The sequence below is a fragment of the uncultured Xanthomonas sp. genome, from assembly GCF_964278005.1.
Lineage (GTDB): Bacteria > Pseudomonadota > Gammaproteobacteria > Xanthomonadales > Xanthomonadaceae > Xanthomonas_A > Xanthomonas_A sontii.
In genome coordinates this window covers 239,934-257,467 of sequence record NZ_CAXYKF010000023.1, presented here as the reverse complement: position 1 = coordinate 257,467, position 17,534 = coordinate 239,934, and the positions used below count along the sequence as shown (strand labels likewise).

General features: G+C 65.0%; 14 protein-coding genes and 1 tRNA gene. 6 read left to right on the top strand and 9 right to left on the bottom strand.

Annotated features, from left to right (window positions below):
- Positions 1-64 precede the first annotated feature (64 nt).
- From ACHWVH_RS15450 to ACHWVH_RS15440, 3 genes are all read right to left on the bottom strand, one after another.
- Positions 65-2,509, bottom strand: coding sequence for a GH92 family glycosyl hydrolase (locus ACHWVH_RS15450; RefSeq protein WP_295924118.1), 2,445 nt, complete (start codon positions 2,507-2,509; stop codon positions 65-67).
- Between the two features lie 139 nt (positions 2,510-2,648).
- Positions 2,649-5,750: a TonB-dependent receptor gene (locus ACHWVH_RS15445; RefSeq protein ID WP_394687503.1), complete on the bottom strand. Its 3,102-nt coding sequence runs from the start codon at positions 5,748-5,750 to the stop codon at positions 2,649-2,651.
- A 295-nt stretch (positions 5,751-6,045) separates the two neighbouring features.
- Positions 6,046-9,423, bottom strand: coding sequence for a GH92 family glycosyl hydrolase (locus tag ACHWVH_RS15440; RefSeq protein ID WP_394687502.1), 3,378 nt, complete (start codon positions 9,421-9,423; stop codon positions 6,046-6,048).
- Positions 9,424-9,939: 516 nt separating this feature from the next.
- Between ACHWVH_RS15440 and ACHWVH_RS15435 the strand changes: the two genes are divergently transcribed.
- The 3 genes from ACHWVH_RS15435 (at position 9,940) to ACHWVH_RS15425 (ending at position 11,840) form a co-directional block, all read left to right on the top strand.
- Positions 9,940-10,356, top strand: coding sequence for a hypothetical protein (locus ACHWVH_RS15435; protein WP_394687501.1), 417 nt, complete (start codon positions 9,940-9,942; stop codon positions 10,354-10,356).
- Positions 10,357-10,659: 303 nt separating this feature from the next.
- Complete coding sequence (locus tag ACHWVH_RS15430; protein WP_026143219.1) at positions 10,660-11,163, top strand: RNA polymerase sigma factor; 504 nt, start codon at positions 10,660-10,662, stop codon at positions 11,161-11,163.
- Between the two features lie 20 nt (positions 11,164-11,183).
- On the top strand, positions 11,184-11,840 hold the full coding sequence (locus ACHWVH_RS15425; RefSeq protein ID WP_394687500.1) for a serine/threonine protein kinase: 657 nt from the start codon (positions 11,184-11,186) through the stop codon (positions 11,838-11,840).
- Positions 11,841-12,039: 199 nt separating this feature from the next.
- Here ACHWVH_RS15425 and ACHWVH_RS15420 read toward each other — a convergent pair whose 3' ends face one another.
- Both ACHWVH_RS15420 and ACHWVH_RS15415 read right to left on the bottom strand, forming a co-directional pair.
- Positions 12,040-12,297, bottom strand: a complete 258-nt coding sequence (locus tag ACHWVH_RS15420; RefSeq protein ID WP_152181663.1) for a helix-turn-helix domain-containing protein — start codon at positions 12,295-12,297, stop codon at positions 12,040-12,042.
- Between the two features lie 384 nt (positions 12,298-12,681).
- The gene (locus tag ACHWVH_RS15415; RefSeq protein WP_295942343.1) at positions 12,682-13,113 is read right to left on the bottom strand and encodes a SymE family type I addiction module toxin; all 432 of its coding nucleotides are present in this window, start codon (positions 13,111-13,113) and stop codon (positions 12,682-12,684) included.
- Between the two features lie 769 nt (positions 13,114-13,882).
- Between ACHWVH_RS15415 and ACHWVH_RS15410 the strand changes: the two genes are divergently transcribed.
- Together ACHWVH_RS15410 and ACHWVH_RS15405 are read left to right on the top strand one after the other, a co-directional pair.
- The gene (locus tag ACHWVH_RS15410) at positions 13,883-14,020 is read left to right on the top strand and encodes a hypothetical protein (protein WP_193314234.1); all 138 of its coding nucleotides are present in this window, start codon (positions 13,883-13,885) and stop codon (positions 14,018-14,020) included.
- Between the two features lie 68 nt (positions 14,021-14,088).
- Positions 14,089-14,748, top strand: coding sequence for a hypothetical protein (locus ACHWVH_RS15405; protein WP_152240097.1), 660 nt, complete (start codon positions 14,089-14,091; stop codon positions 14,746-14,748).
- Between the two features lie 147 nt (positions 14,749-14,895).
- Here ACHWVH_RS15405 and ACHWVH_RS15400 read toward each other — a convergent pair whose 3' ends face one another.
- Positions 14,896-15,324, bottom strand: a complete 429-nt coding sequence (locus ACHWVH_RS15400) for a type II toxin-antitoxin system VapC family toxin (protein WP_394687499.1) — start codon at positions 15,322-15,324, stop codon at positions 14,896-14,898.
- On the bottom strand, positions 15,324-15,578 hold the full coding sequence (locus tag ACHWVH_RS15395) for a type II toxin-antitoxin system Phd/YefM family antitoxin (protein ID WP_394687498.1): 255 nt from the start codon (positions 15,576-15,578) through the stop codon (positions 15,324-15,326). Before ACHWVH_RS15395 ends, ACHWVH_RS15400 begins: the two co-directional genes overlap by 1 nt.
- Before the next feature lie 367 nt (positions 15,579-15,945).
- Between ACHWVH_RS15395 and ACHWVH_RS15390 the strand changes: the two genes are divergently transcribed.
- On the top strand, positions 15,946-16,728 hold the full coding sequence (locus tag ACHWVH_RS15390) for a DUF3883 domain-containing protein (protein WP_394687497.1): 783 nt from the start codon (positions 15,946-15,948) through the stop codon (positions 16,726-16,728).
- A 100-nt stretch (positions 16,729-16,828) separates the two neighbouring features.
- Here the strand turns inward: ACHWVH_RS15390 and ACHWVH_RS15385 are convergent.
- Together ACHWVH_RS15385 and ACHWVH_RS15380 are read right to left on the bottom strand one after the other, a co-directional pair.
- Positions 16,829-16,904, bottom strand: a tRNA-Ile gene (locus tag ACHWVH_RS15385).
- A 239-nt stretch (positions 16,905-17,143) separates the two neighbouring features.
- Positions 17,144-17,509, bottom strand: a complete 366-nt coding sequence (locus tag ACHWVH_RS15380) for a hypothetical protein (RefSeq protein WP_295964083.1) — start codon at positions 17,507-17,509, stop codon at positions 17,144-17,146.
- Between the last annotated feature and the right edge of the window lie 25 nt (positions 17,510-17,534).

The following is a 17,534-nucleotide window of genomic DNA, read 5'->3' as shown; positions in this document are numbered from 1 at the left end:
CTTTCGGACGAGACGCGCAGCCTAAACCATCGGCTGCGCGCCGCTGCCGCGCGACGGCACGGACTCAGCGCCAGCCCAGGCTGGCGGCGGACGGCGGCGCCGCGCACGGCGACACCGGCAGGTCCTGCGGCTGCGTGCCCCAGCCCTGCGGCTGCGGCGCGTCACGCAGGTCGAAACGCAGACGTCCGCCCTGGTGCAACTGCGCCCAATCCAGCCACACCGGCGCGTGCGCACGGCCATCCAGCGACACGCCACCGACGTAGCGCAGCTTGCCATCCCCGGCCTGCGGCGCGTCGATGCGCAGCGTGCGGCCCGGCCCCACGTCCAGTTCGATGCGCGAGAAGCGCGGCGCGTGCAGCAGGAACTGCCCGGTGCCGGGCACCGCCGGGTACAGGCCCATCACGCTGAAGAGGTACCACGCCGACATCGTGCCCAGGTCGTCGTTGCCGGTCACGCCGTTGGGCGCATTGGTGAACAGCGTCTGCGCCGCATGCAGCACGGTGCTGGTCTTCCACGGCTGGCCGATCAGCGTGTACATCCACGGCGCATGCAGGTCCGGTTCGTTGTTGGGGTTGTAGCGGAACTGGCTGTAGTAGCTGTACGGCCCCATCACCCATTCCTTGCGCGCCGCGCCGGCCGGGTCGGCCAGCAGCGCGTCGTAGGCGAAGAAGGTATCCAGTCGCCGCGCGGTCTGCTCCGGCCCGTGCATCGCCTCCACCAGGCCCGGCACGTCCTGCTGCGCCAGCCACTGGTACTGCCAGGCCGTGCCCTCGTGGAAGCCGTGTTGCGAACGCGGATCGTAGTGACCGTCCGGCGGCGTGTACCACGCCCCATCCTCGGTGCGCGGCCGCGGGAAACCGGTGAAGCCGGTCTGCGTATCGCGCACCGATGGATCCCAGATCGAACGCCAGTTGCGCCCACGCCGATTCAGCACCGCCGCGTCCTCGGCATGCCCCAGCGCACCGGCCATGGTCGACAGCGCGCAATCGGCCAGCGCGTACTCCAGCGTCGCCGAGCCGCCGTGGTGCGGGTCGACATCCATGCCCTTGGACGGAAACGCGCGGTCGTACTGCACGAAGCCCTGCGCCAGGTAGTTGGCATTGCCCGAACGCCCGGCGTGTCGCGAATTCAACGGCGGCATCTCGAACGCATTGCGGCGCAGCGCGGTGTAGGCCTCGGCCTCGCGCCCCTGCAACGCGCCGAAGCGCCACAGGTCGACCAGGAACGGCGTGACCGGGTCGCCGGTCATCACGTTGGTCTCGAAGTTGGCATAGCCCCAGCGCGGCAGCCAACCGCCTTGTGCATTGATCGCCAGGATCGAGCGGCCGATGTCGGCGGCGCGCTGCGGCCGCAGCAACGCCAGCAACTGGTTCTGCGCACGATAGGTGTCCCACAGCGAGAAGAACTCGTGGTAGGTCCAGCCGTCGGCGTGGTGGATGCCGTCGTCGTAGCCGCGGTAACGGCCATCGGCGTCGCTGCCGGTCAGCGGCTGCAGCAGCGCGTGGTAGAGCGCGGTGTAGAACACCACGCGGTCGTCGCCGCTGGCGCCCTGCACGCGCACGCTGGCCAGTTCCTTGTCCCAGGCCTGCTGCGCGCGGGCGCGCATCGCATCGAAGCCGAGCAGGCGGCCATTGGCCATGCCCTCGCGGCGCAGGTTGTTGCGCGCGCCCTCGGCGTCCACGTGCGAGATCGCCGAGATGGCGGTCACCGCGCGGCCCTTGCTCAGGTCGAAGGTCAGCCAGGCGCCGCTGGGCTTGCCCTCGCCCTCCATGCCATGACGCGATCCGGGCACGCCGCCGGCCTCGCCCCAGGTGCCGAAGGCCTTGAACGGGCGATCGAACTCCAGGCGGAACCAGGTGGTGTACTGGTGGCCGCCACAGAAGCTCTGCGTCACCAGCTTGCCTTCCACGACGCGGTCGCCGACCACGTTCAGGGTGCTGCCGGTGACCGTATGGCGGGCGTTGGCCTGGCCGATGTTGACCAGTACGTGGCCCTCGCCCGAGGTGGAAAAGGTGTAGCGCTCGGCCGCAGCGCGGGTCAGTGCGGTGGCTTCGGCGTCGATGCCGCCGTAATCGGTCAGCCGCACCTTGTAGTAGCCGGCCTGGCCGCGCTCGCCGTCGTGCTGGTAGCGCGCGCCATAGCGGGTGTGGTCGAACGCCTTCGGGTCGCCCGCATCGAACGCGCCGCCCGGACCGATGCGCCCGGTCACCGGCAGCACCGAGACCTGGCCGCCCTGCTCCCAGCAGCCGGCGCCGGACAGGAAGGAATGGCCGAAGCCGCGGATCTGCGGATCGTCGTAGCGCCAGCCGGCGTAGTGCGCGCCGATCGGGCTGACCTGGATCATCCCGAACGGGGCCGACGCACCCGGGAAGGTGTTGCCGTCATCCTTGCTGCCGATGAAGGTGTTGACCTCGGCACTGAGCCGCGGCGCGGCGGCCAGTGCCGGCGTCACCAGCAACAAGGACAGGGCGAGCGTGCGCAGCAGGGAAGGCAACGGGGAACACGTCATGCGATGGGTCCTGTGGTGAACGACCGCGACCGGCGCGACGGCGCGGTCGTGGACGGCGAAAACGGTGGCCCGGCCATCGCCGGGCCGTCGCGCCCATGCCGTCCGCCGCGCGGCAGGCATGGGCACGACACGCGGTAGCTTAGAACTTGTAGGTCAGCCCCAGGTACGCCAGCCGCCCGGCGTAGCCGCCGGTGTAGAAGCGCGCCCGGGTGTCGTCGCCCAGGTGCTGGCGCGACTCCTGCTTGGTCAGGTTCAGCACCGACGCAGTGAGGCTGAGCGCCGGGGTGATGTTGTACGCCGCGTTCAGATCGATCTGGTAGTACGGCTCCTCGTACACGTTCAAGCCGTTGACCAGGCCCTGCACCAGCTCGCCGCGACGGTTGTACGAGGCGCGCAGCAGCAGCCGGTCGGTCTCGTAGAACACGGTGAGGTTGGTCTGGTTCTTGGCGCTGCCCGGCATCGAGGTCTTGCCGACCTCGGTGCCATCCTCCAGCCGCACCGCGGCCTTGCTGGCATCGTTGTAGGTGTAGTTGAACTGCACGCCAAGGCCGGAGGGCAGCGTGTGCTGCGCGTACAGCTCCACGCCCTGCGACACCGCGTCCTGGCCGCCGGCCTTGGTGCTGTAGTTCTGCACCGTGACGGTCTGGCCGTTGATCAGCATGTTGACGTCGCTGATCACATCGACCGAGAAGTTCTCCACGTTCTTGCGGAACAGCCCCACGCCCGCCACCGAGCCCGGCTGGAAGTACCACTCCAGCCCCAGGTCGAACTGGTTGGCCTTGTACGGCTCCAGCTTCTTGTTGCTGCCCGAACCGTACCAGCCCTGCTCGCTGGCACCGCCGGTCAGGCGTCGGTCGGCCACGTATTCCGGGCTGTAGTACTCCAGGCTGCCGGGCGCGGCAATGGCGTTGTAGCTGGGCCGGGCGATCACCTTCGACGCCGCCGCGCGCAGCAGCAGGTTCTCGGTCAGGTCGTAGGCCAGGTTGAAGCTCGGCAGCACGTCGGTGTACTTGCGGTCCAGCGCGCTGACCACGAACGACTCGGTGCGCTGCTCGGTGTCGGACAGCCGCCAATAGCCTTCGGTGCCGCAGTAGGTATCGGCTGGCGCGCCCGCGGGCATGGCCGCGCCCTGCTGACAGGCCAGCGGATTGCCGTCGGCACCATCGAAGAAATAATCGTTGTAGGCGGTCACCTTGTCGGTGGAATCGGCATGCTGGCCGGTGCGCGCCACCCGCACGCCGACGTTGCCGCGCAGGCGCTCGGTGTGGAAGTTGAGCTGCAGGTAGGTCGAATAGATCTTCTCGTCGACGTTGTAGACGAAGTTGTCTTCGTTGCGGGTCTGCATCGCGCCGTAGGTCTGGTTCAAGTAGCCGATGTAGCCGGGGAAGTTGATCGCCGGGAACGCGCTGGACTTCACCCCGCCGGCCAGGTTGTCCAGCGGGAACAGCAGGTCCGGCGAGAACTGCGTGGCCAGCGCGTTGCAGCGCCCGTTCCAGTAGCGGTTGTTGTAGTCGCTCGGGTCGGTGCCCGGGCACACCCAGTAGTTGTTGCCGGTGTTGCGGTGGATACCGCCGTCGCGGCGCTTGAGGCCGAACTGCAGCGATTCGAAGAAGGCGCCGTCCATGTGCCAGGTGGTATCGATCTGCGCGTACTGCTGCTGGTTGGTGTTGCGGGTCCAGGACGAACCGGTCGAACCCAGGTCGACCTGCAGGATGCCGTCGCGCAGGTTCTGCATCAGCTCCGGCGAGAAGGTCATGGTTGGCGTGCCGGTCAGGTCCCAGGCGCTGGCGAAGTTGCCGTTGCTCCAGCTGCCGTCGGCGTTCTGCCGGCGCGGCTTGATCGGCAGCGAGAACTGCAGTTCCGGCCCGCCCTTGGCCCAGGTGCGGCCGGCCTTGAACGACACGTCCACCTTCTCGCCGCGCCACTCGCCGCCCAGGTCCACCGTCTGCGACAGCGACTTCTCGATGTTGTAGCTGCCGGTGATCTGCGGCGTGGGCACCGTGCAGTCGTCCGAGCCCCAACCGCCCGGCGGCAGGCCGGCCGCGGCGGCCTGCGCCTCGCTGCAGTAGTAGGCCTTGCCCGGATGCAGGCTGTAGTTGGCGCCGGTGACGATGGTGCCGCTGTGATCGAACTGCAGCCCGTCGAGCAGGCGGCCGCCACGCCAGTTGCCGTCGCCGTAGTAGCGGGCGATGTTCCACTCGGGGATCTTGACCGTGTTGGTCTGCGAGTTCTGCGACAGATCGAAGCGGAAGTAGTTCGCGGTCAGGGTCAGGTCGTCGGTGGGCTTGAACTGGAAGGTCAGCTGACCGCCCTTGCGCTCGCGTTCCTCCTGCTTGACGTCCAGGCTGACCGCCGTGGGCATCATGAAGCGGGTGTAGTACTTGCCGTTCTGGTCCCAGAAGCCGGTGCCGCCCCACCAGTTGGCGTTGAAGTCCGACGGATTGCCGTTGACGTCGACCGCCGGGCCGCCTTCGTCGCGGCCGTACCACTGCCAGCTCTCGGTACTGGCGTTGAGCGTGCGCGCGGTGCGCTTCTGCTGCGTGTAGCCGACGAACACGCCGAAGCGGTTGTCCTGGTCGTGCCACGAGTACGAGCCGGAGAACTGGCCGTCGGTCTTCTTGCTGCTGTCCGACCACACGCCCTCGGCGGAGAGGAAGCCGGAGTTGGGCTCCAGCTCCAGCGGGCGCCGCGTCTGCAGGATCACCGTGCCGCCGATGCCACCTTCGTCGATGCGCGCTTCCGGTGTCTTGTACAGCTCGGCGCTGCCGAGCAGGTTCGACGGCAGCAGGGTGTAGTTGAACGAGCGCGTCGGGTCGCCGTTGGACTCGGCGGTGGCGATGTAGTTGCCGTTCAATTCGGTCAGCACCAGCTCCGAGGACAGGCCGCGCACGCTGACGTTCTTGCCCTCGCCGCCGTCGCGGGTGATGACCACGCCGGGCACGCGCTGCAGCGCATCGGCCACGTTCTTGTCGGGGAACTTGCCCACGTCCTCGGCGGTGATCACATCGACCACGGCATTGGCGTTGCGCTTCTGCTCCAGGCTCTTCTCGATCGCGTAGCGGTAGCCGGTGACCGTCACCGCGTCCAGGTCGGTGGCCTTGACCTCGGCCTGCCCCGTGGGGGCCGGCGTGCCGTCGGCCTGCTGGGCGAAGGCGGTGGTGGAGGCGGCCGTCGCGAACAAGGCGATGGCGATGCCGGCAGACAGCGTGCTGCGGTTGCGTGCGGATGGCATGCAGTTCATTTCAATCATCCTCTCCCAAAGATTGATCGGCTGCGGCGGGTTTCTATCGATCCAAGGATCGGGCGAGAACCCCGCGCGATGTGACACGAAAACTCTCCGGCGCCCTTGCGGCAAGCCGGCTTCCCTACGTCTCCCTCCCCCTTCTGCGCAGCTGCGATTGGATCGTTCTAATGCAGTGGAAAACTAAGTATCACAGCCCATGCAGCAGCGCATGCTGCCGCGCAACAGGCCTAGTACGGCGTACTACGTCCGCCAGGCGCGGCAGGCAGGCCGCGCTCACCGCGTTCGCACGCGGTCACGGCATGGCCTGCCGCGTCACCGGCTGCAGCAGTTCGATCTCGGCCAGCGCCACGTCCTTGCCCGCATCCAGGCGCAGGCGGTAGGCGCTGTACACGCCGGGCTTGGCGATGCGGAACGGCCGCAATTGCCGCGCCCAGGCGAATGTCTGCGCGCTTCGCTGGTCCAGCGTGGTCCACGCGCCGTCTCCGTTGCGGCCTTCCAGCGTCCATGCCAGGCCGGACACCGCGGCATCGCCGCTGGTCAGCGTGTAGTGGGTGGCGCGCTGTGGCGCAGCGAAACGCAACTCGACGCTGGCACCAGCCGACAGCGGCAGCGCCGTGGTCGCATCGTCGTCGATCAGGGCCGCGGCCTTGGGTTGCCCTTCCAATGACACCGCCACGGCCTGCGACGCCACATCCTCCAGCCCGCGCGGCGCACTGCCCGGCGGCGTCAGCGATGGCGGCAACGCGTCCGCGCCGCTGCCCCAGCGCGACGGCGTCGCCCCCATCACGAACTCCAGCGTGGCGCCGTCAGCGATGTCCTGGTGGCGCAGCCAGGCCTTCTTCCACGGCTTGCCGTTGAGCGTGAGCGACTGCACGTACACGTTGCGCGCACTGTTGTTGCGCGCGATCACCACCAGCTTGCGACCGTTGCCGAGCTCGACCTCGGCACGCGGAAACGCCGGCGAGCCGATCACGTACTCCGGCGCGCCCATCCGCAGCGGATACAGCCCGAGCATGGCGAACAGGTACCACGCCGACATCTCGCCGTTGTCCTCGTCGCCCGGATAGCCCTGGCCGATCTCGCTGCCCAGGTACAGCCGGCGCAGCACCTCGCGGGTGAGGCGCTGGGTCTTCCACGGCTGCCCCGCCGCCACGTACATCCAAGGCAGATGGTGCGAGGGCTGGTTGCTGTGCGCGTACATGCCCATGCGCACGTCGCGCGCCTCGGTCATCTCGTGGATGACGCCGCGGTAGCTGCCGGCAAAGCGCTTGTCGGCCGTCTCCGACGTAGCGAAGAGCTCGTCCAATCGCGCCGCCATGGCGTCCTCGCCGCCGAGCAGCCCGGCCAGGCCCGCGGCGTCGTGCTGCGTGGTGAAGGCGAAGGTCCAGGCATTGGCCTCGGTGTAGTCGCCGCCCCACACGCGCGGATCGAAGCGCGCCGCCGGCACGTCCCACTGGCCGGCGGGCGTGCGCCCGCGGAAGAAGCGGGTCGCGGGATCGAACAGAGACACATAATCGGTGGCCCGCGCCTGGAAGTATTCGGCTTCCTCGCGGTAGCGCTGCGCCTGCTGCGGATCCTGTTCCTGTTCCTGTTCCTGTTCCGCCAGCGCCTGCGCCATCTGCGCCAGGCCAAAGTCGTTGAGCGCGCCCTCCAGCGTCCACGACAGCCCTTCGTGTACGTCGTTGGCCGCGTAGCCGCGGTACATCGAGCGGGCCAGGCCCTTGCGGCCGACATTCGACACCGGCGGCACCACCGTCGCGTTGCGTAGCGCCGCCGCATACGCCTCGTGCGGATCGAACCCGCGCACGCCCTTCAACCAGGCATCGGCGAACGCCACGTCGGAACTGGTGCCGACCATCAGGTCCGCATAGCCCGGCGAGGACCAGCGCGCCACCCAGCCGCCGTCGCGGTATTGCTGCAGGAATCCGTCGATCATCGCCCCGGCCTGTTCCGGCGCGAACAGCGCATAGGCCGGCCAACTGGTGCGGAAGGTGTCCCAGAAGCCGTTGTTGACGTAGACCTTGCCGGGCACGATCGGCGCCGCGGTGCGCTCGGCATCGCCGCCGGTGTTGTCGTTGGACCAGCGGTTCTGATCCGCATGCCGCCAATCCGGATGCGCCGCGTCGCCGACGTTCTCGTGGGCGATGTTCGGATACAGGAACAGCCGGTACAGATTGGAGTAGACCGTGACCCGCTGGTCGTGGCTGGCGCCCTGCACCTGCACCCGGCCCAGCACCGCGTCCCACGCGTCCTGCGCACGCGACTGCACCAGCTCGAACCCGGCGTCGCCGATCTCCTGCTGCAGATTGCGCTGCGCCTGCTCCACCGAGATCAGCGAGGTGGCGATGCGCATCACCACCGTGCGATCCGCGCCCGGCGCGAACTTGACGTAGCCAGTCGGGCGCCCGGTGGCGATCTTGCCGCTGGCCGTCCACGGACGGTCGAAGCGCGCATACACGAACAGGCGCGTGGCGCCATTGGATAGGCCGCTTCGCGTGTCGGAATAGCCACGCAGGGTCTGCGTCGCCGCATCCAGAGTCAGCCCGCCGCGTGCATCGACGTTGTCGAACAACAGATTGGCATCGCCACCCTCGGGAAAGCGAAAGCGGAAGATCGCCGCCCGCTCGCTCGGCGCCAACTCGGCGCGGATGCCGTTGTCGAAGTCCACCCGGTACAGATGCGGGCGTGCCTCCTCGCGGTCGTGGCCGAACGACAACGCACGCTTCGCACGGTCCGCCTCCGGCACCCCACGCGTGGACGAGGGCATCACCTGGAAGGTCTGGCGATCGCCCATCCACGGACTAGGCTCGTGACTGATCGACAGCGCCTGCAACCGCGGCCGGTTGTCGTCGTCATTCTGCTCGTTCCAGCGGTACAGCCAGCTCAGCGTCCCCGCATCGGTCGCCGGCACCCAGAAATTGAAGCCATGCGGCATCGCCGTGGCCGGGATGTTGTTGCCGCGCGAGAACGTGCCGTTGGACTGCGTGCCGCGCGTGGTCACTACCTCGTCGCTGGGCCGCCGCGCCGCCTGCAGCGCCGCTTCACGGCGCACCACGACATCATCGATCCAGCCCGATGCCACCTTGCCGGCGCCAGGCTGGACCTGCAACTCGATGGCACGGATGCGCTTGCCGCGCAAGGCCGCCACCTCACCCAACCGCACCTGCTTGAGCGCCCACTGCTGCGGATACAGCGTCTTCGACGCCGCCTGCCCCGCCGCACCGACCAGCGCACCGTGCTGATCCTCCACGCCAAACTCGGACAAGCGGCGCCCATCGTCGAACAGCAGATCCACCGTTACGCCCGTCGACGCCACCGTGTCGCCGTCGACAATCTCCGGCAGCACCATCCACGACAGCACCGTGTCCGGCTCCACCGGCAGATCGACCGCGAACAGTTGTGCGCGCCCGGCCGCATTGGCGCGATAGTGCAGCGCATGCAGCCCGGTGTAGCCCATGCCGGCCTGGGCCGCGTAGGGCAGTTCCGGGCCATTGCCGATGGTGACTCGGACGCCTGCTTTTTCGGACTGCATGGCCGATGCAGGCGCAGGTTCGCCCCGCTCGAACGAAGACGCGAAGCCGGGATCGGCCGCGCATGCCGCGCCGCTGCCCGCGCACCACAGCGCCGATGCCGCGACGGCCGCCAACCACCGGCGTGAAGACTCAGGCATGTGCGCGAAGCACGGACGGATTGGCATGGCAGACTCCCCAAACTCTCTCGGTCGGTTGTGCCGCGACGTGTGGCGTCACGCACCTCGGTGGCTACGGCGCGCAGCTAAGGCACGCAACGTGGACCGGATCGACCCGAGGGATCGGCGCTCAAGTCGGCATCCGGCACCGTTTCACGACCGCAGCTGCATGCGGACAGAAGAGCAGGCCTCAGCAAACGCGTAGCACGCGACCCCTACCCGCCGTCTTCCCCGGATGCGCTGCATCAACGGCTTTGGATCGATCCAACTGAGCTAGAAGTAACACGCCTTTTGATGAGTTGCATGCTGCTGCGCAACAGTTCGTCTCCGTATCGAAACGCGATCCAGCATCGATCGCGTTGCGTTGAATACGAAGCGGGTGACGCTGAACCGTCCCGCGACGAGGAGCGATCGAAGGCGATAGAGCGCCCTGCCTGACTGACGATCAACGCCTACACTGGGAAGCGCTGAATCGCTCCACACACAGGGGGTTTCAAAATGAAAATGGCCACACTCGCAATTTTGGCTGGACTGCTGGCAACGTCGAGCGCACTTGCCGACACAACACGCTGCTCGACGGACTCGTACGGCAACACCACGTGTCGCGGCGACGACGGAAGCGTGACGCGCACCAGCAAAGGCTCCTACGGCAATACCACAACCCGTGACGACCAGGGCAACGTGATTCGCTGCTCCTCGGACTCGTACGGCAACAAGAGCTGCCGCGGCGACGACGGAAGCGTGACGCGCAGCAGCACGGACTCCTACGGCAATACCACGACCCGTGACGACCGGGGCAACACGATTCGCTGCTCCTCGGACTCGTACGGCAACAAGACCTGCCGGGGCGACGACGGAAGCGTGACGCGCAGCAGCACGGACTCATATGGCAATACCACGACCCGTAGCGATTAGCGCAACGCGGTTCGCGGCGCAACGCACTGTTTTCGGCAACACGACGTGTCGCGACGACAAGGGCAGCGTAACGCGCTGCAGCACCGTCAGCTTTGGCATTGCCACTTGCCGACAAACAGCCTGACGCTGCATTCAAGCCGACGCCGCGCTGCCGCGCGGCTTGATCCAGCAACGTCCTTCCGCGCAATGACCAGTTGAAGATTCTTGCTGGCGCGGTGTGAGATTCCGTGCGCTGGCGCGAATCATGGTGTCGAGGGGCGCGAAGGCCGCGCCGGTGAACCAATGGATACCATCGCAACCGCCATGACCGCGAACGACGCCAGAGATGCCTTCAGCGCGCTGCTGCAGCGCCATTCCGGCATCGTGTTCAAGGTCGCCGGCAGCTATGCGCGCGGTGCCGAGGACCGCGCCGATCTGGCCCAGGAAATCGCGGCACAGCTCTGGCACGCCTGGCCGACGTACGACCCAGCGCGCAGCGTCAGCACCTGGATGTACCGGATCGCGCTGAACGTGGCGATCAGCCACCTGCGCAACCGCGAACTGCGGCAGCGGCACGACGCGATGCCGCTGGACGAAACCCTGCACGACGTGGCCGACGGCAACGCCGCGGACCCGGAGAACGAACAGCGGCTTCGCCTGCTGCAGGACGTCATCGCCCGCCAGCCGCCGCTGGACCGCGCGCTGTTGCTGCTCTACCTCGAAGACCGCCCGCAACGCGAGATCGCCCAGATCCTCGGCATCACCGAAAGCAACGTCTCCACCAAGATCGGACGCCTGAAACAGCGCATCCGCGACGAATTTCGCTAAGACACGCCATGGAGACCACGATGGAACTCGACGACTTCAAATCGGCCTGGCAATCGCTGGACCGCCGACTGCAACTGGACAACACGTTGAAGCTGCACGAACTGCGCGAGCGCAAACTGGACCGGACGCGCGGCAGCCTGCGCCCGCTGTACTGGGGCCAGGTGATGCAGATCCTGTTCGGCATTGCGTTCGTCCTGCTCGCGTCGCTGCTGTGGATGAGGCAGCCAGCACATGCTTCGTCCATCGTCGCCGGCGTGTTGGTGCAGGCGTATGGGGTGCTGACGATCGTCGCGGCCGGTGTGGTGCTGGGGCGACTCGGCAACATCGACTATGCGCAGCCGGTGCTCGGCATCCAGAAGCAATTGCTGCGCGCACGCACGCTGTACATCCGCAGCGGCATGGTCGCCGGTCTACCGTGGTGGTTCCTGTGGATCGCGGTCTTGCAGACCTTGGCTGGTCTGGGCGATGTCGATCTGCTGGCCAAGGCCCCCGCGCTGGTGTGGAGCGGCTACGGCATCGGCATCGCCGGCCTGCTCGGCACCTGGTGGTTCCACCGCTGGGCGCGCCGGCCGCAACGCGCCGAGCTCGGCCGGAAGATGGACGATTCCTTGAGCGGCGGCAGCCTGCGCAAGGCGCTGGCGCAACTGGACGAATTGCAGCGCTTCGAGCGCGACTGAGCGCGCTTTCCCACGGCCGTCACCATCCACAAATGTCGCTTGGTCCAACTACCGGCTTACCCCTGCCGCCTGTGAGCAGCGCTCCCAGTCCGCGTCGTAGTGCAGTTCCATCTCCCCGCGCGCAGGCAGCGTACATCGCGCCACGCGAACGCCATTGGTCCAGATGGAGAGGCTGCGACTGTGCGATCGACGCCCCATCTCACCACTCCACTTGCTTGGCGGCGGCGGTGGAGTCGTCGCGGGTGCCGATGGTCAACTCCAACCCCAGCGCCGCGCACCAGGCCAGGAGTTGTTCGACGCTCAACGCATGAGCATTCAACTCCAGATGAGAAACCCGCGACTGGCTCAGGCCGAGACGGCCGGCCAGTGCAGCCTGAGTCAGCCCCTTGGCCTTGCGTGCGGCCTGCAGCGTCGCGCCTAGTTGCGTTGCGGTGACCAGAACGTGGCGTGTCGACATTGCAGTAATACCCGTTATCCCGCTAATCGCAAGATACCCGCAAAACGAATAAAGCTCACATAGCTGATATCCAGGTAGAGCCGTTCGCTGCCGGCTAGTCCTAGCGCTGGTGAATACGGCTTTTTCGCACCGCATGAAGCGGTGCCGATTGCCCAATTCGCCGAGGCACAATCGCCGGCACCTTCTGCGGTGATTAGGGCAGCCAATCGCCACATAACATCCGCATTGCCCGCAGGGGACGGCGATGTACGCCGTACGAGGAGGCTACTCCGTCAAAGGGGACGGCGTGTAGTGACGACGCGGCCAGCACCGCGCCGCCGCCGCCCCTCGAGCGATTCGGCAAGAGCCGGCCACCCCAGCAATGCCACTGCCAGAACCGAGCGGCTACGGTGTCACCCTGGACGTGCGTCGCGCCTTCGCCGCGGGCGGCGGCGCCACCTGCACAGCCGTGATCAGCAGGGCGCCATTGGCCATCGTGATGCGCACCTTGCCGCCCACCGCGAAGCCCAGGCCTTCCAGCCACAGGCCATGCAAGCGCAGGCTGGGCACCTGCCGCCCGACCCGCATGCCATTGCGGTCCACATCGTAGTAGCGATAGCCGATGGTGCATTGCGTGGGCCGGCGCGGGACCGAGCGCCTGGGCACTGGGTCCTTGTCAGCATCGGAACACAACGGCGGCGCCGACGCGCCAGGCAGCGGTTCGGCGGCAATCGCATCCAAGGGGTCGGGGGATTCGAGCTTGAGCCAGCAGGGTGGTGCCTTGGCGGCGCGGCGAGGGGATTTGGTCTTTGAACGAACGGCAGCACTACCGGACATGACGTCCTCCATTGGAGTGGGAGTCGCCAAGTGATTTCGGGAGACCAAACCCGGCTGCGGAATTTGCCGCAGCGAGTAGATAGTTGCTCGACCCAAAAGAAGCTGTCAACGCAAAAAACAGGATGCCTGTAGACATCTGTAGGATTTCGGCACGGGATAGGTCAGCCTGACCCTGGGTCTCGCTGCGCATGAGAACCCCGCTTACAAACGCCGTCAGAGGAGGGGAAGCCGGCCGGTCAGTCACCCTCTAAAACTCGAATCACCCGCGATAGATGCTGCAGAACACACTTATTTTGTGCCGAATGTAAGAATTTAGCCTGCGAAACTAGGTTTTGCGTTCATCTTGCGTGCAAGCGGTTCTTGCAAAACCACAACATCTAGTCTCACCAGATGAGACACCACAACATGTTGTGGCCGCCAAATTTAAGTCCCTTGCCAAATTGTTAAAATGGGACTAGAGTCCAACGAAATGCCAAAAACAAACGCCCCGCTTGTGGCGGGGCGTTTGGTCCAACTAGCAAGAATGGAGGTGATAACAACCGAAATCGAGAAAGCTGAACAACTGTCCAACTATTCGGACGGTGGAGCACCAACAAGCTGCTCGTCCTGGCAGACGCGGAAGTATAGGCGCAATAGCCCACTTTCGTAAAGCACCTACGTAGGTCTCCCACCTCTCCGGACACGGACCACTAGCGCCTCTTGCAGGGGGGCGGTGTTTCGTTGGGCAGTCATACCAACTGTTCATCAAACAACCTAAGAGGAACTTGTTATGGCTAGCAAGAAGACCACTCAGAACCGCAGCGCGATCACCGGAAAATACGTCACGCCGGAATACGCCAAGGCGCACAAGACCACGACAGTCACCGAACGTACTGTTCGCAAGCCGTCGAAGTCGCGCGGGAAATGAGGAAACGAAGGGCGGCCGTTAGGTCGTACCTCTTTTCATTCGTAGATTGCTAAGGACCTACATACAACATGAGTACTATCCATAAGCTCTCTCCCGTTGTACCGAAACCCCGTCTCTCTGATCGCAACCTCGCGCGTTTCGTGCGCATGTCCGCAAGTCGGCAAATGCGGTTCTTGCACGACCAGAAATATCCCAAGGGCACGCCGCAAGTTTTCATGCAGCCGTACTACGCCAAGGCTCTTGCGGGTATCCGTGACGTAATGAAACGCGGCTTTCCCGGCATCATCGATGCGCGTGGGAAGCTGCAAGGCATTGCCCAGGAAACACGCCGTAACAACTCGTTGCGGGTGCTGGAAGCCTTCATCGCTTCACCGCATGCGAAGCGCCGACTGAAAATTATTACAGGGCATCGCTACCAAGCTTATGTGCGCACTCTTGAGGTCCGCTTCTCGCCGCACGTTGTGGCGATGGACGGTAACGAGGTTCGCTACATCTACTTCCATGAGAAGGGCGTGCAGTGCGACTCGGAAGAAGCTCGCCTTACGCTGGAGTTCGGCTATTGGGTTTTAACGCAGAACGGCATTGAAGCCAAGCCGCATCAGTTCGAACTGATTGACCTTTTTTCCGGAAAGTACTTCCAAGGTCAGCCCATGAGGCCCGAGACCCTGAAGATGCTTGACGACATGGCGCAGCACATTGAAAGCCAGTGGACCACCATCGAACCGTGAAGGCGAAGTAGTTACCGGGGGGCTTAGCCCATGCTACGCCCCCTCATCAAATGACAGGAATAAACGGGGTCAGGTTTACTTCTAACCGTCGCGTCTCTTCATAGCAGGCAACTTCCCAATTGCCTTTGCGCATGAATCCACAAGCGGTCATGGCAACAACGGCTCCCACGCATTGACGATGGAAACTCCCGTAGGCTCGAAATCAGAGACGTTGCGCGTAACCACCGCCATACCATGCACCAACGCCGTCGCCGCGATGAGCGCATCGCGCTCGCCGCGCTTGTCGGGTACATGCAACCGAGCGCAGCGTTGCGCCACAGCGGTGTCGATCGGCAATGTTCGCCCTGAAAACTCGGGCAGTACGTGCTGCTCTAGCCACGAGCGCAGCATGGCGCCCTGGTTAGCGTCCTTGCGTTCAATCGAAAGAACGCCCAGCTCCAGCTCCATGACGGTGATGGCCGAGATGAAGAGATCGGCGGCATCGACGCTTTCCGCCCACGCCGCCACATTCGCATCCGCTTTGCCGAGCCGCACCTTGCGCAACTCCGACAGCACGTTGGTGTCGAGCACGAACATCACGAAAGATCAGCCGGCCGGGCTCCAATCGTCACGCACGGCGGCTCAAACTCGACGTCTGCAATGCCCGGCATCGCCAGCGCATCGGCAATGTTGCGCCGCTGCCTGGTCAGCCGTTGATAGTCTTCGAAGCTCAACAGCACGTGCGCAGGCTTGCCGCGGTCCGTGATGAACACCGGGCCGCTCTTGGTGGCCTTCTTTGCCCGCGTCACGTCCTGATTCAGTTCCCGACTTGATAGCGTTGTGATGGTCATAAGGCACCTCCTAGATCCGCTGAATGTAGTTACGTTACTACAAAGGCGTTTGAGGGGCAAATGACGGATCAACACGGCGACAAGCGCCTCAGCCAGGCAGCCGCTCCTGTCGAGAACGGGCCGGGTTCTCTCCTAACATCCGCTATTTTCAAGAGCGGACAACATGCAGTCGCCGTTGCATGCTGCTGGTAGACCATTAGCAATCGCTACTGCCCGCATCACATCGCCCCACAGAGCTATCGCTGCCAGGACTAGCCCCCCCACACTTCTGCTAGTTAACCTGGTGACACGCGAGAGGAGCTATATGGCACGAGGCACAGACTGGTCGCATGAAGAAGTGGAGGCCTGCGTCGCCGACTACTTGCACATGCTCACGCTCGAACTGAACGGCCAGCGGTATAGCAAGACCGTCCATGCACGTGCGCTGGCCGAGCGGCTTGACGGGCGCAATCGAGCCGCCATCGATTTCAAGCACTGCAACATCAGCGCAGTCCTTCTCGCACTCGGCTACCCGTACATCGATGGCTACAAGCCGCGCGGCAACTACCAGACCCTGTTGTTCGACGTGGCGGGAGGTCAGGCGCAGTCGAACGATGCACTACAGGCTGCTGCTCAATCCGCGGTGCTGCGGCCTGCCGTCATGATCGCCCCAGAGGATACGGATGCCGTATGGGTTCCGGCACCGACAGCGGCACGGGTACGAGAGACACCACCTATCTACCTGCCCAGATTCTCGCCTATCCAACGCGACTACCTGGCACAAGAAGCGCGGAATCAATCGCTGGGGCGGGCCGGCGAATTATTCGTAATAGAGTTGGAAACCCGCCGCCTTCATGCAGCTGGCCAGAAACGCCTGGCCAATCGGGTCGAACACATAGCCGCTTCTCAAGGCGATGGCCTAGGCTACGACATACTCTCCTACGAGACCGATGGCCGAGAACGACTCATCGAGGTAAAGACCACCGCGTTCGGCATCCTGACTCCATTCCATGTCAGCCGCAACGAACTGGCGCGCTCGGAAGTCGATGCTGACAAATATCGCCTTTATCGTCTCTTCGACTTCCGTGCAAAACCACGCCTATTCGATCTACCCGGCGCCATAGCTTCGCATTGCCATCTCGAGGCAAACATGTACATCGCGCGCTTCTAAGACGACGGCCTCACCAACACTACAAGAATGAGATCAGGCTCACTTCCAACGTCCGCTCATCTTGAAGAGCAGACAGCATGCGATTGCCTTTGCATGCTGATGGTGGGCCCACCAGGATTCGAACCTGGAACCAAAGGATTATGAGTCCTCTGCTCTAACCGTTGAGCTATAGGCCCGGATGCGTCCGGAGCGGGCGGGCGATGCGCCGGCCGCCGGCTTGGCGCCTCTGGCGTACTCGCTGGGGAGGCGCCGAAGCAGCGTGAGTTTACAGTTCGACGTGGCGCGCTGTCTTCCCGGGACGGGAGCGTCGGGGCTCCCACGCAGCTTACCCCTACGCGTGAAAACGGTAGCGGGCCGTGCTGACACCCATCAGCAGGGGCCGCAACCTTCCGCCAGCCACAAACAGCGAGCGCCGCTACTGGCCCCCAATGCCAGAGAACATGCTCGCGACGCAAGCAGCGACCTGCCGCGCCTGCCCCTCCGGCACAATGATCTTCACGACTTTACTGCCGGTCCAGTGGAACACGTGGTCATCCAGCAGTTCGATGGCGAGTACGTTCCCGTTGAACGCGTATCTCGCCCGCCTGGTCGCGAATCCATGGATCTGGTCGTCCGCCTCGATGTAGAGGCACCCGGGATCCTCGATCTCGTCCCGGCAGAGCCCGATGTTGTACGGCTGGCCGGCATGCTCTTGGTCGATCAGGAAGCCCAGCGAAAAGTAGCCGTCGTCGCTTTCCTGGTTGTCGACGTCTGCTCGCAGCGACTTCAGGATGTCATCCACGCGCCCTCCCATGCGTCCCCTGCCC

Coding starts and splice junctions, on each gene's coding strand:
- ACHWVH_RS15395 (WP_394687498.1), bottom strand. CDS start 15,578: ATGACCATCACAACGCTATCAAGTCGGGAACTGAATCAGGACGTGACG.
- ACHWVH_RS15425 (WP_394687500.1), top strand. CDS start 11,184: ATGGAACTCGACGACTTCAAATCGGCCTGGCAATCGCTGGACCGCCGA.
- ACHWVH_RS15450 (WP_295924118.1), bottom strand. CDS start 2,509: ATGACGTGTTCCCCGTTGCCTTCCCTGCTGCGCACGCTCGCCCTGTCC.
- ACHWVH_RS15440 (WP_394687502.1), bottom strand. CDS start 9,423: ATGCCTGAGTCTTCACGCCGGTGGTTGGCGGCCGTCGCGGCATCGGCG.
- ACHWVH_RS15400 (WP_394687499.1), bottom strand. CDS start 15,324: ATGTTCGTGCTCGACACCAACGTGCTGTCGGAGTTGCGCAAGGTGCGG.
- ACHWVH_RS15430 (WP_026143219.1), top strand. CDS start 10,660: ATGACCGCGAACGACGCCAGAGATGCCTTCAGCGCGCTGCTGCAGCGC.
- ACHWVH_RS15390 (WP_394687497.1), top strand. CDS start 15,946: ATGCTCACGCTCGAACTGAACGGCCAGCGGTATAGCAAGACCGTCCAT.
- ACHWVH_RS15435 (WP_394687501.1), top strand. CDS start 9,940: ATGAAAATGGCCACACTCGCAATTTTGGCTGGACTGCTGGCAACGTCG.
- ACHWVH_RS15405 (WP_152240097.1), top strand. CDS start 14,089: ATGAGTACTATCCATAAGCTCTCTCCCGTTGTACCGAAACCCCGTCTC.
- ACHWVH_RS15410 (WP_193314234.1), top strand. CDS start 13,883: ATGGCTAGCAAGAAGACCACTCAGAACCGCAGCGCGATCACCGGAAAA.
- ACHWVH_RS15445 (WP_394687503.1), bottom strand. CDS start 5,750: ATGAACTGCATGCCATCCGCACGCAACCGCAGCACGCTGTCTGCCGGC.
- ACHWVH_RS15415 (WP_295942343.1), bottom strand. CDS start 13,113: ATGTCCGGTAGTGCTGCCGTTCGTTCAAAGACCAAATCCCCTCGCCGC.
- ACHWVH_RS15420 (WP_152181663.1), bottom strand. CDS start 12,297: ATGTCGACACGCCACGTTCTGGTCACCGCAACGCAACTAGGCGCGACG.